The organism is Enterobacter cloacae complex sp. P47BA, assembly GCF_014930485.1.
Lineage (GTDB): Bacteria > Pseudomonadota > Gammaproteobacteria > Enterobacterales > Enterobacteriaceae > Enterobacter > Enterobacter bugandensis.
Map to the genome: position 1 here is coordinate 57,700 of NZ_JADBRF010000001.1, position 14,518 is coordinate 72,217.

Annotated in this window: 15 protein-coding genes; all 15 read left to right on the top strand. The window is 53.5% G+C overall.

Annotated features, from left to right (window positions below):
* Positions 1 to 90 precede the first annotated feature (90 nt).
* A complete protein-coding gene (pspA, locus tag IM299_RS00290; protein ID WP_193356805.1) occupies positions 91 to 759 on the top strand; it encodes a phage shock protein PspA in 669 nt (222 codons plus the stop codon).
* A 53-nt stretch (positions 760 to 812) separates the two neighbouring features.
* The gene (pspB, locus tag IM299_RS00295) at positions 813 to 1,037 is read left to right on the top strand and encodes an envelope stress response membrane protein PspB (protein ID WP_028013378.1); all 225 of its coding nucleotides are present in this window, start codon (positions 813 to 815) and stop codon (positions 1,035 to 1,037) included.
* A complete protein-coding gene (pspC, locus tag IM299_RS00300) occupies positions 1,037 to 1,396 on the top strand; it encodes an envelope stress response membrane protein PspC (RefSeq protein WP_028013377.1) in 360 nt (119 codons plus the stop codon). Before pspB ends, pspC begins: the two co-directional genes overlap by 1 nt.
* 12 nt (positions 1,397 to 1,408) lie before the next feature.
* A complete protein-coding gene (gene pspD, locus IM299_RS00305) occupies positions 1,409 to 1,633 on the top strand; it encodes a phage shock protein PspD (RefSeq protein WP_028013376.1) in 225 nt (74 codons plus the stop codon).
* A 184-nt stretch (positions 1,634 to 1,817) separates the two neighbouring features.
* Entirely contained in the window at positions 1,818 to 3,515 is a 1,698-nt protein-coding gene (locus IM299_RS00310; RefSeq protein ID WP_193356806.1) for a sugar phosphorylase, read from the top strand.
* A 13-nt stretch (positions 3,516 to 3,528) separates the two neighbouring features.
* Complete coding sequence (locus tag IM299_RS00315) at positions 3,529 to 4,821, top strand: ABC transporter substrate-binding protein (protein ID WP_193356807.1); 1,293 nt, start codon at positions 3,529 to 3,531, stop codon at positions 4,819 to 4,821.
* A 22-nt stretch (positions 4,822 to 4,843) separates the two neighbouring features.
* Positions 4,844 to 5,725, top strand: a complete 882-nt coding sequence (locus IM299_RS00320; protein ID WP_028013373.1) for a carbohydrate ABC transporter permease — start codon at positions 4,844 to 4,846, stop codon at positions 5,723 to 5,725.
* Positions 5,712 to 6,554 carry a carbohydrate ABC transporter permease gene (locus IM299_RS00325; RefSeq protein ID WP_193356808.1) on the top strand — a complete coding sequence of 281 codons (843 nt, stop codon included), beginning with the start codon at positions 5,712 to 5,714 and terminating at the stop codon, positions 6,552 to 6,554. The genes IM299_RS00320 and IM299_RS00325 overlap by 14 nt, the downstream gene beginning before the upstream one ends.
* Positions 6,555 to 6,583: 29 nt before the next feature.
* Positions 6,584 to 7,636, top strand: a complete 1,053-nt coding sequence (locus tag IM299_RS00330) for a zinc-binding alcohol dehydrogenase (protein ID WP_041909681.1) — start codon at positions 6,584 to 6,586, stop codon at positions 7,634 to 7,636.
* Between the two features lie 17 nt (positions 7,637 to 7,653).
* The gene (locus IM299_RS00335) at positions 7,654 to 8,442 is read left to right on the top strand and encodes a sugar phosphate isomerase/epimerase (RefSeq protein WP_047364974.1); all 789 of its coding nucleotides are present in this window, start codon (positions 7,654 to 7,656) and stop codon (positions 8,440 to 8,442) included.
* A gap of 11 nt (positions 8,443 to 8,453) precedes the next feature.
* Positions 8,454 to 9,512 (top strand): Gfo/Idh/MocA family protein, encoded by a 1,059-nt coding sequence (locus IM299_RS00340; RefSeq protein WP_193356809.1) that lies wholly within the window; start codon positions 8,454 to 8,456, stop codon positions 9,510 to 9,512.
* Positions 9,506 to 11,785, top strand: a complete 2,280-nt coding sequence (locus tag IM299_RS00345) for a glycoside hydrolase family 65 protein (protein WP_193356810.1) — start codon at positions 9,506 to 9,508, stop codon at positions 11,783 to 11,785. The genes IM299_RS00340 and IM299_RS00345 overlap by 7 nt, the downstream gene beginning before the upstream one ends.
* The gene (pgmB, locus tag IM299_RS00350; RefSeq protein ID WP_063437896.1) at positions 11,775 to 12,440 is read left to right on the top strand and encodes a beta-phosphoglucomutase; all 666 of its coding nucleotides are present in this window, start codon (positions 11,775 to 11,777) and stop codon (positions 12,438 to 12,440) included. Before IM299_RS00345 ends, pgmB begins: the two co-directional genes overlap by 11 nt.
* A gap of 13 nt (positions 12,441 to 12,453) precedes the next feature.
* Complete coding sequence (locus tag IM299_RS00355) at positions 12,454 to 13,536, top strand: ABC transporter ATP-binding protein (RefSeq protein ID WP_041909689.1); 1,083 nt, start codon at positions 12,454 to 12,456, stop codon at positions 13,534 to 13,536.
* A gap of 66 nt (positions 13,537 to 13,602) precedes the next feature.
* Positions 13,603 to 14,517, top strand: coding sequence for an OmpG family monomeric porin (locus IM299_RS00360; RefSeq protein ID WP_193356811.1), 915 nt, complete (start codon positions 13,603 to 13,605; stop codon positions 14,515 to 14,517).
* Position 14,518 lies beyond the last annotated feature (1 nt).

A 14,518-nucleotide genomic window follows, 5' to 3' on the forward strand; every position in this document is an offset into this window, starting at 1 on the left:
GTAAAATCAATAGGATAAAAAACTGGCACGGGAATTGTATTATCAGTACAGCAGGGCATAGCCCGATAACAGAACTATGAGGATTTGATTATGGGTATTTTTTCTCGTTTTGCCGACATCGTGAACGCCAACATCAACTCACTGCTGGAGAAAGCAGAAGATCCGCAGAAGCTGGTGCGCCTGATGATTCAGGAGATGGAAGACACGCTGGTTGAAGTGCGTTCTACCTCCGCCCGTGCGCTGGCTGAGAAAAAGCAGTTAACGCGCCGTATCGAGCAGGCCACCGCTCAGCTCAATGAATGGCAGGAAAAGGCGGAACTCGCCCTGCGCAAAGATAAAGAAGATCTTGCTCGCGCGGCGTTAATTGAAAAGCAGAAGCTGGCGGACATGATCGCTACGCTGGAGCATGAAGTCACCCTGGTTGAAGACACGCTCACCCGCATGAAAAAAGAGATTGGTGAGCTCGAAAATAAACTGAGCGAAACCCGCGCGCGTCAGCAGGCGCTGACCCTGCGTCATCAGGCGGCAAACTCTTCCCGCGACGTGCGTCGTCAGCTGGACAGCGGCAAGCTGGATGAGGCCATGGCGCGTTTTGAGTCATTCGAGCGTCGTATCGACCAGATGGAAGCGGAAGCAGAGAGCCACGGCATCGGTAAGCAAAAGTCGCTGGATCAACAGTTTGCCGATCTGAAAGCGGACGATGAAATCAGCGAGCAGCTGGCGGCATTGAAAGCCAAAATGAAGCAAGATAACCAATAATAATGTTGCGGCACCTGAGCGTGCCGCTAAGCATCCGACGACAAGGAGTACACATGAGCGCGCTTTTCCTGGCCATTCCCCTGACGATTTTCGTGCTGTTTGTTTTGCCGATTTGGCTATGGCTGCACTACAGCAACCGTTCTTCAGGGAACGATTTATCCCAGAGCGAACAACAACGTCTTGCGCAGCTTACCGACCAGGCTAACAAGATGCGCGATCGCATTCAGGCGCTGGAAGCAATCCTGGATGCAGAACATCCTAACTGGAGGGACCGTTAATGTCAGGACTGAATCTGAACAAAAAATTGTGGCGAATTCCACAGCAGGGCATGGTGCGCGGCGTTTGCGCCGGGCTGGCCCATTATCTCGACGTTCCGGTAAAGCTGGTTCGTGTGGTCACGGTGCTGTCGATATTTTTCGGCCTGGCGTTTATCACTTTCGTGGCCTACATCGTGCTGTCGTTTGTACTTGACCCGATGCCGGAAGGCGAACTGGCTGCGGAAGGCGCGCCTACCAGTAACGATCTTCTCAATGCGGTTGACGATCGGCTGGCTGAAGGGGAGAAGCGGTTACGTGAAATGGAACGCTATGTCACATCCGATACCTTTACGCTGAGAAGTCGTTTTCGTCAGCTTTAAGAGAGAATATACATGAAGAAAAACTGGCAACAGGCCGGTCAGAAGGTAAAACCCGGCCTGAAAATCGCAGGTAAACTGGTTCTGATGACGGCGTTACGTTACGGCCCGGCAGGTGTGGCGGGCTGGGCGATCAAATCTGTTGCCCGCAAGCCGGTTAGAATGTTGCTGGCCGTGGCGCTTGAACCTCTGTTGCAAAAAGCGGCAAAGCGGCTGTCACGCCGTTACTTATCCCGATAATTCACGCTCGCGTTAGCCCTTTCTCTCCCCGGAAGGGCTAACGACATTTCATCCCTTTCCCTCACTTTCTTTGCGGCAGCTCACATTACTGCACAGAGCTGCTTTGTAATTGCGTTTTTCAGCCTCCCGGTTCGTTGACAGATATTTTTCAGGGGAGTAGATTGCCCTTCGTGGGACCGCTACCATGGAAAATAATGTGAACGCAAAAATTAAAAAACTTATCAATCATATTTACGGTGAATCATTTTCTGAAGCACATTTTAAAGTGTTATTAACAAAGCTTGAACAAGCTGCTGTTGATATTACAGAAAAGCGTAAATCAGGCTGGGATGAAAAAGATGTCGTTCTGATCACCTACGCCGATCAGTTCTCCGCGAAAGGGGAGAAAGCGTTGCCGGTATTTACCCGCTTTTATAATGAGTGGCTTGCTCGCACGTTTTCCCATGTCCACCTTTTACCTTTTTATCCGTGGTCCTCTGATGACGGATTTTCCGTTATTGATTACCACAACGTTGCGCCTGAAACCGGGACCTGGCAAGACGTTGCTGATTTAAAACAGTCTGCCAGCTTAATGTTTGATTTCGTCTGCAACCATATGTCAGCAAAAAGTGAATGGTTTGCTAATTATCTTGCGCAGAAACCTGGCTACGAAGATTTCTTTATTGCTGTCGATCCAGAAACTGATTTATCTGCGGTGACGCGTCCTCGTGCATTACCGTTGCTGACGCCATTTACGCTGCATGATGGCAGCGTGCGTCATCTTTGGACCACCTTCAGCGATGACCAGATCGATCTTAACTTCGCCTCGCCTCAGGTGCTGATTGCGATGGTTGACGTGCTGCTCCATTACCTGGCGGAAGGGGCGCGTTATATCCGTCTGGACGCCGTCGGATTTATGTGGAAGATCCCTGGAACAAGCTGCATCCATCTGGAACAGACTCACTGCCTTATCCAGCTTTTCCGTGCTATTACCGAGGCCGTGGCGCCGGGTACCGTGATCATTACTGAGACGAACGTTCCGCATAAGGACAATATCTCTTATTTCGGTGACGGTGAAAATGAAGCTCAGATGGTCTACCAGTTCTCCTTGCCGCCGCTGGTGCTGCATGCTGTGCACCGTCAGGATGTTAACGCTCTCTGTCAGTGGGCGGGATCGCTGGCGCTGCCTTCAACAAAAACGACCTGGTTCAATTTCCTGGCGTCTCATGACGGTATCGGTCTGAACCCACTGCGCGGCATTCTGCCGGAATCAGAAATCCTCGCACTGGTTGAGAAACTTCAGCAGGAAGGGGCGCTGGTCAACTGGAAAAATAATCCTGACGGTACGCGCAGTCCTTACGAAATTAATGTGACCTATCTTGACGCGTTAAGCGCGCAAAACAGTTCAGATGATGAACGCATTTCGCGCTTTATTCTGGCGCATGCGGTGCTGTTAAGTTTCCCAGGTGTACCTGCCGTGTATATTCAAAGTATTCTTGGCTCCCGTAACGATTATGAAGGGGTCGAGCGCCTCGGCTATAACCGCGCGATAAACCGCAAGAAATATACTGCAGGTCAGGTTGATCTCGAACTTAATAATAAAAATAGCATTCGTCATAAAATTTATTCCCGTTTAAGCGAGTTTATTGCGATTCGTCGTGGGGAAAGTGCGTTTCACCCTGATGCCCAGGCATTTTTTGAATCACTGGATGAACAAATTCTTAAAATTGTTCGCGTGGCTGAAAACGGTGAGAGAATTACAGCCCTGTTTAATTTTAGTAATAACGTTCATACCGTTAATGGGGACACGCATACTGGTATGGAATTACTATCAGGACAAGTTGTTAGCGGTAAAGAGCTGACCCTCAATCCATGGCAGGTTATGTGGATTAAAGAAAACTAAAAAGGACCCTAAAATGAAAATGCCCAAAATTGTGCTGTTATCAGCACTGGTTTCGTGCGCCCTGTTATCAGGCTGTAAAGATGATAAAGCGTCTGCTGTGACCATTGAGTTCATGCACTCGTCAGTAGAGCAGGAGCGCCAGGCGGTTATTACGAAACTGATCGAAAAATTCGAGAAAGAAAACCCCGGCATTACGGTGAAGCAGGTGCCGGTGGAAGAAGATGCCTACAACACCAAAGTGATTACGCTCGCCAGAACGGGCGCGCTGCCTGAAGTGATTGAAGTCAGCCATGATTACGCGAAAGTCATGGATAAGGAACAACTGCTGGATCGCAAGGCTATCGGTGAAGCCATTGAAGCGGTAGGCGAAAAGACCTTCTATGACGGGATCCTGCGCGTTGTGCGTACTGAAGACGGCACAGCCTGGACGGGGGTGCCGATGAGCGCCTGGCTGTCCGGCGTCTGGTATCACAAAGATGTGCTTGCCGCTGCGGGTATTCAGGAACCGCATAACTGGGAACAGCTGCTGAAAGCCAGCCAGAAGCTTAACGACCCGGCCAACAAACATTACGGTATTGCGCTGCCCACCGCGGAAAGCGTCATGACCGAGCAGGCGTTCTCCCAGTTTGCGCTTTCCGGCGGCGCGAACGTTTTTGATGCCAACGGAAACGTTGAAATTGACACCCCTGAAATGGCAAAAGCGCTGGCGTTCTATAAAGCGCTGGCCGCGACCACCATGCCGGGCTCGAACGACGTCATGGAGATCAAAGATGCCTTCATGAACGGTTCTGCACCGATGGCCGTCTATTCCACCTACATCCTGCCGGCGGTATTCCAGGATGGTAACCCTGCCAACCTTGGCTTCGTTGTCCCGACAGAAAAGTCCTCTGCCGTTTATGGCATGGTCACCTCGTTGACGATCACCAGCGGACAAACCGAAGAAGAAACGCAAGCGGCTGAAAAGTTTGTGACGTGGATGGAGCAGGCTCAAAACGCAACCGACTGGGTCATGATGTCGCCGGGCGCGGCGCTGCCGGTGAACACGCTGGTCGTAGGAACGGATACCTGGAAAAACAACGAGGTGATTAAAGCGTTTGGGCAACTGCCTTATGAACTGATCGCCCAATTCCCGAACGTACAGGTGTTTGGCGCTGTTGGCGACAAAAACTTCACGGGCATGGGCGATGTGACAGGGTCCGGCATTATCAGCTCCATGGTGCATAACGTCACCGTGGGTAAACAAGATCTCAGCGCAACGCTTAGCAAGAGCCAGACGCGACTGACTGACCTGATTTCACAACGATAGGAGCGCTCTGCGGAAGGAAATTATGAAGACGTTGTTTTCTGGTCGTTCAGATATGCCTTTCGCCATGCTGCTGTTGGCCCCCAGCCTGATTTTGCTGGGGGGCCTGGTGGCCTGGCCAATGATTTCCAATATTGAAATCAGTTTCTTACGCCTGCCGCTTAACCCGCGTATTGATGCGGTGTTTGTTGGCCTGGATAACTACATCCGCATTCTGGGGGATGCTGCGTTCTGGCACTCGCTGTGGATGACGTTCTGGTATACGGCGCTGGTCGTGCTCGGCAGCACCGGGCTGGGGCTTGCCGTCGCCATCTTCTTTAACCGTGAGTTTCGTCTCCGGAAGACGGCGCGTTCGCTGGTGATTTTATCCTACGTGACACCCTCTATTTCCCTGGTATTTGCCTGGAAATACATGTTCAACAACGGCTACGGCATTGTGAACTATCTGGGCGTCGATCTGCTGCATCTGTATGACCAGGCGCCGCTCTGGTTCGACAACCCTGGTAGCAGCTTCGTGCTGGTGGTGCTGTTCGCCATCTGGCGCTACTTCCCGTATGCCTTTATCTCATTCCTGGCAATTTTGCAGACCATTGATAAATCGCTGTATGAAGCGGCAGAGATGGACGGAGCCAACGCCTGGCAGCGTTTCCGTATCGTCACGTTGCCCGCCATCATGCCTGTACTGGCAACGGTGGTGACGCTACGAACCATCTGGATGTTCTACATGTTTGCGGATGTTTATCTGCTGACTACGAAGGTCGATATTCTGGGCGTGTATCTCTATAAAACTGCCTTTGCATTCAACGATCTGGGCAAAGCAGCCGCCATTTCTGTTGTGCTGTTTGTGATCATCTTCGCCGTCATTCTGCTGACCAGAAAAAGGGTAAACCTCAATGGCAACAAATAAACGCATACTGGGCCGTATTGGTTTCTATCTGGGGCTGGCGGTATTTCTGATTATCACGCTGTTCCCGTTCTTCGTGATGCTGATGACGTCATTCAAGAGCGCGAAAGAGGCCATATCGCTGAATCCGACTATTCTGCCGCAGGCGTGGACGCTTCAGCATTACGTTGACATCTTTAACCCGCTAATTTTCCCGTTCGTGGATTACTTCCGCAACAGCATGGTGGTGTCGCTGACGTCATCGGTAATTGCGGTGTTTCTCGGCACGCTGAGCGCTTACGCCTTGTCCAAGCTGCGTTTTAAAGGACGTGCGACGATCAACGCGAGCTTCTACACCGTCTATATGTTCTCCGGGATTTTGCTGGTGGTGCCGCTGTTCAAAATCATCACCGCGCTCGGCATTTACGACACTGAACTGGCGCTGATCATCACCATGGTGACCCAGACGTTGCCTACGGCGGTATTCATGCTGCGCAGCTATTTCGACACCATTCCGGACGAAATAGAAGAGGCCGCGATGATGGATGGTCTGAACCGCCTGCAAATCATCTTCCGCATTACCGTGCCGCTGGCCATTTCCGGTCTCGTGTCGGTGTTTGTTTACTGCTTCATGGTGGCATGGAACGACTACCTGTTTGCCTCCATTTTCCTGTCCAGCGCCAGCAACTTTACCCTGCCGGTCGGGCTGAACACGCTCTTTAGTACGCCAGATTATATCTGGGGTCGCATGATGGCGGCATCGCTGGTGACGGCGCTTCCGGTGGTCATCATGTACGCACTCTCTGAACGTTTTATTAAAAGTGGTTTGACCGCCGGTGGCGTCAAGGGCTAAGGCGGCCAATTTTTTATCAGGAGCAAGTTATGAAGAAGTTAGTTGCGACAGCGCCACGCGTGGCGGCGCTGGTGGAGTATGAAGACCGTGCTGTGGAAGCACATGAAGTGAAAATTCGCGCCCGCTTTGGCGCCCCGAAGCACGGAACGGAAGTCGTGGATTTCCGCGCGGCAAGCCCGTTTATTGATGAAGAGTTCAACGCAGAGTGGCAGATGTTCACGCCGCGTGAAGAGGGCGCTGCGCGCGGTATCGAATTCGGTAAGTTCCAGCTGGGCAACATGATCGTTGGCGACATTATTGAATGCGGTGCAGACGTAACGGAATACCAGATCGGCGACAGCGTCTGCTGCTACGGCCCGCTGCAGGAAACGGTCATCGTTAACGCGGTGAACAACTATAAGCTGCGTAAAATGCCGCAGGGCGCGTCCTGGAAGAATGCCGTTTGCTACGATCCGGCGCAGTTCGCCATGAGCGGCGTGCGTGATGCCAACGTCCGTGTGGGTGACTTTGTTGTCGTGGTCGGTCTGGGAGCCATCGGACAGATTGCGATTCAGCTGGCGAAAAAAGCCGGTGCGTCAGTGGTTATCGGCGTTGATCCGATTGAACACCGCTGTGAGATCGCTCGCCGTCACGGCGCGGACCACTGCCTGAATCCAATCGGTACCGATGTCGGTCTGGAAATCAAAAAGCTGACCGGGAAGCAGGGCGCGGACGTGATCATCGAAACCAGCGGCTTTGCGGATGCGCTGCAGTCCGCGCTGCGCGGGCTCGCCTACGGCGGCACCATCTCCTACGTGGCCTTCGCCAAACCGTTTGCGGCAGGCTTCAACCTGGGGCGCGAAGCGCACTTCAACAACGCGAAGATTGTCTTCTCCCGCGCCTGCAGTGAACCGAACCCGGACTATCCGCGCTGGAGCCGCAAGCGTATCGAAGAGACCTGCTGGGAATTGCTGATGAACGGTTATCTGAACTGTGAAGATCTGATCGACCCGGTCGTGACCTTCACCACCAGCCCGGAAAGCTATATGAAGTATGTCGATCAGCATCCGGAACTCAGTATCAAAATGGGCGTCACTTTTTAAGCTAAGGACAGCAAATCATGAAGATCGCAACACAAAACCAGGCCTTTTTCCCGACCAACATCATGGAAAAATTCGAGTACATCAAAGCGATGGGTTTTGATGGCTACGAAATTGACGGCCGTCTGCTGGTGGAAAATCTCGATGAAGTGAAAGCCGCTATCAAAGCCACGGGCCTGCCGGTGACGACAGCATGTGGCGGGTACGATGGCTGGATCGGTGATTTCATCGAAGAACGCCGTCTGAACGGATTACAGCAGATCGAACGCATTCTGGAAGCGCTGGCGGAAGTCGGCGGAAAGGGCATTATCGTGCCTGCTGCCTGGGGCATGTTTACCTTCCGTCTGCCGCCAATGACCTCTCCACGCAGCCTGGACGGTGACCGCAAAGCCGTAAGCGCCTCGCTGCGCTGGCTGGATGAGGTGGCCGCGCGCACCGGCACCACCGTCTACCTGGAGCCGCTGAACCGCTACCAGGATCATATGATCAACACCCTGGCAGACGCGCGTCGTTATATCGAAGAGAACGGCCTGAAGCACGTGCAGATCATCGGTGATTTCTATCACATGAACATTGAAGAAGACTCGCTGGCGGACGCGCTGCATCAGAACCGCGATCTGCTGGGTCATGTTCACATTGCAGATAACCACCGCTATCAGCCGGGCAGCGGCAGCCTCGATTTCGCCAGCCTGTTCGATCAGCTGCGTGCCGATAACTATCAGGGATACGTGGTGTATGAATGCCGTGTTCGCGCCGAGGATCCGGCTAAGGCTTATCAGGACTCTCTCACTTATTTGCGTGAATGCTAAGGATGACGAGCGTGATGAGTGCTTCTACACCTTCGCCTCTGCGCGTCGCCATTATTGGCGCCGGGCAGGTCGCGGACAAAGTGCATGCCTCGTATTACGCCACGCGCAGTGATGTTCAAATGGTGGCTGTCATGGACAGCCGCCTTGAGCAGGCACAGGCGTTCGCGGAACGTTATGCTATTCCATCGGCATGGCTGGACGCTCACGAGATGTTGCAGGCAGTAAAACCGGATGTGGTGAGCGTCTGTTCGCCCAACCGGTTCCATTTTGAACACGTGATGGCGGCGCTCGAGGCGGGCTGCCATGTGATGTGTGAAAAGCCCCCGGCGATGACCCCGCAGCAGGCTGATGAGATGCGCATCGCGGCGCGCAAGGCAGGAAAAGTCCTGGCCTATGATTTTCACCATCGCTTTGCCCTGGATACCCAACTCCTGCGCGATGCGGTAATGAACGGAACGCTCGGTGAGGTTTACTTTACCTCAGCGCAGGCGCTGCGTCGCTGTGGTGTGCCGGGGTGGGGCGTTTTTACCAACAAATCGCTACAGGGCGGTGGACCGCTGATTGATATTGGCATTCATATGCTCGACGCCGCAATGTATGTCCTGGGTTTCCCGGCGGTAAAACGGGTGACTGCGCACAGCTTCCAGAGGCTGGGAAACCGTAAAAGCACCGGTCAGTTTGGCGAGTGGGATCCTGCGCAATTTACCGTGGAAGATGCGCTGTTTGGCACGATTGAATTCTGCAACGGCGGCATTTTGCGTCTGGACACCTCCTTTGCGCTTAACATTCGCGAGCAGTCGATCATGAACGTCTCTTTCTGCGGTGAAAAGGCGGGTGCAACGCTGTTCCCGGCGCACATCTACAACGACGAAGCCGGTGTTTTAGAAAGCCTTACCCAGCGCGAAGAGGCGGACGATCAGCGCCATCTGCGCAGCATGGATGCCTTTGTACGTCACGTGCTGGGAGAGCCCGTGATGATTGCCGATGCAGAACAGGGACTGGTAATTCAGCAGCTTGTTGGCGCGCTTTATGAATCCGCAGAAACAGGGGAAAGCGTAACACTATGCTGAACGTCTCTGTATTAACCGATCCGGGCTTTTGTCCACACAGCCTGAATAAATACGCCTCCATCATGGCATGCGGCAATGGCTACATGGGCATTCGCGCCGCGCATGAAGAAGACTACACCCAGCAGACCAGAGGCATGTATCTCGCTGGGCTGTATCATCGCGCGGGGCGCAACGAGACCACTGAGCTGGTCAATCTGCCGGATATCACCGGTATTGATGTAGAGCTGGACGGCGTCAATTTCACCCTCCTGGCTGGGGAAATTCTTGAGTGGCAGCGCGAGCTGGCCTTTGCAAACGGTGAACTGCATCGCAACGTTGTCTGGCGTTCACCCAACGGCAAACGCTATCGGCTGGAGAGCCGCCGTTTTGTGTCGCTGGACCAGCTGCCTTTAGTGGCTATGCAGCTCGCAATCACCCCCCTTGATGCCTCCGCGCAAGCCGTGCTGAAAACCGGCATTGATGCGACGCAAACGAACAGCGGCAGACAGCATCTGGATGAAATCTCGGTCAGGGTCTTTGATCAGCACTATATGCAGGGGGTGTATGAAACGCAGGATCGGGCGTCGGAGGTTGTTGTTTCGGCGTTTTGTCAGCTCTCCGCGAAGAGCGACAGCTGTTTCACCGCCAAAAATCGGCGTCTCAGCGTACATCATTCACTGACCATTGCTCAGGGTGACACTGTCACGCTTGAAAAGATCGTCTGGGTGACACATCGCAGCGATAAAGCGCTGTCGCAGGAGTCTTTTGCGCGCAACGCGATGGCCGATCTCAAAGTTTCTGCCGCAAGAGGTTACGACGCATTACTTGAAAGCTCAGCGTATGCCTGGAAAGAGGTCTGGCGTGATGCCCGGGTGGAAGTGACTTCCGCAGAGCAACAGGATCAGCTGGCGCTGGATTACGCCGTCTGGCACCTGACGACAATGACGCCAGCCCATGATGAGCGAAGCAGTATCGCCGCAAAAGGGCTGACGGGTGAGGGGTACAAGGGGCACGTCTTCTGGGATACCGAAATTTTCCTGCTGCCTTTCCATCTGTTTACCCGTCCAAAGATTGCCCGCAGCCTGCTGCGCTATCGCTGGCTTAATCTGGCTGGCGCACGGGAAAAAGCCCGTCGTAACGGCTGGCCGGGCGCGTTGTTCCCATGGGAAAGCGCCGCAAGCGGAGAGGAAGAGACGCCGGAGTTCGCGGCAATCAACATCCGCACCGGGGTACGCCAGAAGGTGGCTTCCGCACTTGCTGAGCATCACATCGTGGCTGATATTGCCTGGGCCGTCGTTGCGTACTGGCAGGCGACGCATGATGACGCCTTTATGCGTAACGAAGGCCTGACGCTGCTGATGGAAACGGCTTTGTTCTGGATGGGACGCGCAACGGACGTCAATGGTCGTCTGGAAATCCATGACGTGATCGGACCGGACGAATACACCGAGCACGTGAACAACAACGCTTACACCAACTATCTGGCCTGGCACAACGTTGCCTGCGCGCGCCAGTTTATGGCGATGTTTGGGCGTGAGGATGCGCGTTTTACGGAGAATGCCGCGCAGTTCCTGGCGCGCTTATGGCTACCGGAGGCCGATGCAGACGGTGTGATCCCGCAGGATGATACCTTCATGGCAAAACCTGCCATCGATCTGAGCCGCTACAAAGCCAAAGCGGGCAAGCAGACGATTCTGCTCGATTATTCCCGCGCGGAAGTGAACGAGATGCAGATCCTTAAGCAGGCCGATGTGGTGATGCTTAACTACCTGCTGCCAGAACGGTTTACGCCACGGCAATGCGCCGCCAATCTGGCGTTCTATGAGCCACGCACGATCCATGATTCGTCCCTGAGCAAGGCCATTCACGGGATTGTGCTCGCGCGCTGCGGTGACACGCAGGGGGCCTATGCCTTCTGGCGCGATGGCATCGCCATTGATTTGGGCGACGATCCGCACAGCAGCGATGAGGGCATTCATGCCGCGGCAACCGGTGCGATCTGGTCTGGCGCAATTCAGGGATTTGCTGGCCTGCAAATCATTGAAGGGGAACTGCATCTCGCGCCAAAACTGCCTGCTCACTGGCAGAAACTCGCTTTTCCGCTGCGGTGGCGGAACGCAGCAATGCACTTCACGTATGAAAACGAAGTGTTAACCATTGAAACCACGGCGCCTGCCACGCTGACGCTGTGGGGCAAAACGCTGCATGTATCGGAGCGAAAAGTTTGCTTCTGGAAGGACTTTTCTGCATCCGCATCTGGGACCGCTACCACGGAGGGGCGCCATGACGCTTAAGGCTGTTGTATTCGATCTGGACGGTGTGATCACCGATACCGCGCATCTTCACTTTCTGGCCTGGCGTGCCGTGGCGGAGGAAATTGGCATTACCTTCGACGAAGTGTTTAACGAACAGCTCAAGGGAATAAGCCGCATGGATTCCCTCCAGCGCATTCTGAAGCACGGCGGAAAAGAGGGGATGTTTAGCGAGGAGCAATGCCTGGCGCTTGCGACGAAAAAAAATGCGCTTTACGTCCAGTCGCTGGCATCACTGACGCAGGATTCTCTGCTGCCGGGGATCCGCGACGTGCTGGCGGAGATCCGTGCCGCGAAGGTCAAGATTGGGCTGGCATCCGTATCGCTCAATGCCCCAGGGATTTTGCACGCGCTGGGCATTCATCAGGCCTTCGATTTTTGCGCTGATGCTTCCCGCATTTGCCGTTCAAAGCCTGACCCGGAGATCTTCCTTGCGGCCTGTGCGGGGCTGAACGTGCGTCCTGAAGAGGCGATTGGCATTGAAGATGCCGCTGCGGGTATTGAAGCAATCAACGCCGCAGGAATGCTGTCGGTCGGGATTGGGCCTGGCCTTAACCATGCGGGATTACAACTTCATTCAACGCGGGAACTGACCTGGAAATGCCTGACAGAATTCTGGGCGTCCCGGGCGTATTGATAAGGAATAAATTATGGCTCAACTTTCTCTGAAACATATTCAGAAAATCTATGATAACCAGGTCCACGTGGTTAAGGATTTCAACCTCGAAATTGAAGACAAAGAGTTTATTGTTTTCGTCGGTCCGTCGGGCTGCGGTAAATCCACGACGCTGCGAATGATTGCCGGTCTTGAGGAGATCAGCGCGGGTGAACTGATAATCGACGGCGTGTGCATGAATGACGTGCCTGCCAAATCGCGTGATATCGCGATGGTATTCCAGAACTATGCGCTTTATCCGCATATGACGGTCTACGACAACATGGCGTTTGGCCTGAAAATGCAAAAAATAGCGCCCGCGGTGATTGAAGAACGCGTGAACTGGGCGGCGCAGATTTTAGGGTTACGCGAATACCTGAAGCGTAAACCTGGCGCTTTATCGGGTGGTCAGCGCCAGCGTGTGGCGCTGGGCAGGGCGATCGTGCGCGAAGCGGGCGTCTTCCTGATGGATGAGCCGTTATCCAACCTCGATGCCAAGCTTCGCGTGCAGATGCGTGCCGAAATCAGCAAGCTTCACCAGAAGCTTAACACCACCATGATCTATGTTACGCACGACCAGACGGAAGCCATGACGATGGCGACCCGCATCGTGATCCTGAAAGACGGCATCATTCAGCAGGTGGGTGCGCCGAAGCAGGTATACAACGAGCCGGCCAATATGTTTGTCGCAGGGTTCATTGGCTCTCCGGCAATGAACTTCATTCGTGGCGCTATCGACGATCGCTATTTCGTAACGGAAACGCTGCGTCTGGAGATCCCTGAGGACAAGCTGGCCGAGTTGAATGCGCAAGGTTACCAGCGTAAAGCGGTCGTCTTCGGGATCCGTCCGGAAGACATTCTTACCCTGCAGAGCAGCGGAGAAGATATCGCGGCGAAAGTCAGCGTCGCTGAGCTTACCGGTGCCGAATTTATGCTTTATGCCACCGTGGGCGGACATGAACTGGTTGTCCGCGCAGGCGCGGCCAATGACTACGTAGCTGGAGATACTATCGGCATTCAGTTCGATATGAATAAGTGCCATTTCTTCGACGCCGATACCGAAGCGGCTATTAGATAAGAAAGGTGTTTGCCGGAAATGCAAATTTCCGGTTTTTTTGTTTGTTAATTATAAAGGGAATATTTAATGAGTACTCTACTAAGAAGTGCTGCGCTCGTTCTGTGCGCAGGGGTTAGCTGCGCGCAAGCAACAGAACCCGCAAAGCAGTGGGCGTTTAATATCGGTGCCATGTATGAAATTGAAAACGTCGAAGGTCAGAGCGACGATAAAGATGGATTATATGAACCCTCCGTATGGTTTAATGCAACATGGGATGCCTGGACAATATCTCTGGCAATGTATCAGGAAGGGCCGGTTGATTATAGCAGCATGACGCGTGGCACCTATTTCGATCGCCCGGAATTTGAATTGCGCTATCGCTTTATCGGCACCGATGATTTTACGTTCGGTCTGACCGGTGGCTTCCGCAATTATGGTTATCACTTTAAAGATGAACACGGCGCCAAAGACGGTAGCGCTAATATGCAGCGCTACAAAGTTCAGCCTGACTGGGATATTAAATTAACCGACGACTGGCGCTTTGGCGGCTGGTTTGCCATGTATCAGTTTGCCAACGATCTCGATAAAACCGGTTATTCTGACAGCCGCGTCGAGACCGAAACCGGTTTTACCTGGACCATCAACGAAACGTTCTCTGCGAAAGTAAATTATTATTTAGAGCGCGGCTTCAATATGGACAGCTCACGTAATAACGGCGAGTTTTCTACCCAGGAAATTCGTGCCTACCTGCCGATTTCGTTAGGCCAGACGACGTTAACGCCTTATACCCGTCTGGGACTCGATCGCTGGTCAAACTGGGACTGGCAGGACGATCCTGAGCGTGAAGGACATGATTTCAACCGTCTGGGTATGCTGTACGCCTATGATTTTAACAACGGTTTATCCATGACGCTGGAATATGCCTACGAATGGGAAAACCATGACGAAGGTGAGAGCGATCGCTTCCACTACGCGGGTGTCGGCGTGAACTACGCGTTCTGAT

Bases quoted from the DNA above. Each gene is read 5' to 3' on its own strand.
- pspA (WP_193356805.1), top strand. From the start codon at position 91: ATGGGTATTTTTTCTCGTTTTGCCGACATCGTGAACGCCAACATCAAC.
- pspB (WP_028013378.1), top strand. From the start codon at position 813: ATGAGCGCGCTTTTCCTGGCCATTCCCCTGACGATTTTCGTGCTGTTT.
- pspC (WP_028013377.1), top strand. From the start codon at position 1,037: ATGTCAGGACTGAATCTGAACAAAAAATTGTGGCGAATTCCACAGCAG.
- pspD (WP_028013376.1), top strand. From the start codon at position 1,409: ATGAAGAAAAACTGGCAACAGGCCGGTCAGAAGGTAAAACCCGGCCTG.
- IM299_RS00310 (WP_193356806.1), top strand. From the start codon at position 1,818: ATGGAAAATAATGTGAACGCAAAAATTAAAAAACTTATCAATCATATT.
- IM299_RS00315 (WP_193356807.1), top strand. From the start codon at position 3,529: ATGAAAATGCCCAAAATTGTGCTGTTATCAGCACTGGTTTCGTGCGCC.
- IM299_RS00320 (WP_028013373.1), top strand. From the start codon at position 4,844: ATGAAGACGTTGTTTTCTGGTCGTTCAGATATGCCTTTCGCCATGCTG.
- IM299_RS00325 (WP_193356808.1), top strand. From the start codon at position 5,712: ATGGCAACAAATAAACGCATACTGGGCCGTATTGGTTTCTATCTGGGG.
- IM299_RS00330 (WP_041909681.1), top strand. From the start codon at position 6,584: ATGAAGAAGTTAGTTGCGACAGCGCCACGCGTGGCGGCGCTGGTGGAG.
- IM299_RS00335 (WP_047364974.1), top strand. From the start codon at position 7,654: ATGAAGATCGCAACACAAAACCAGGCCTTTTTCCCGACCAACATCATG.
- IM299_RS00345 (WP_193356810.1), top strand. From the start codon at position 9,506: ATGCTGAACGTCTCTGTATTAACCGATCCGGGCTTTTGTCCACACAGC.
- pgmB (WP_063437896.1), top strand. From the start codon at position 11,775: ATGACGCTTAAGGCTGTTGTATTCGATCTGGACGGTGTGATCACCGAT.
- IM299_RS00355 (WP_041909689.1), top strand. From the start codon at position 12,454: ATGGCTCAACTTTCTCTGAAACATATTCAGAAAATCTATGATAACCAG.
- IM299_RS00360 (WP_193356811.1), top strand. From the start codon at position 13,603: ATGAGTACTCTACTAAGAAGTGCTGCGCTCGTTCTGTGCGCAGGGGTT.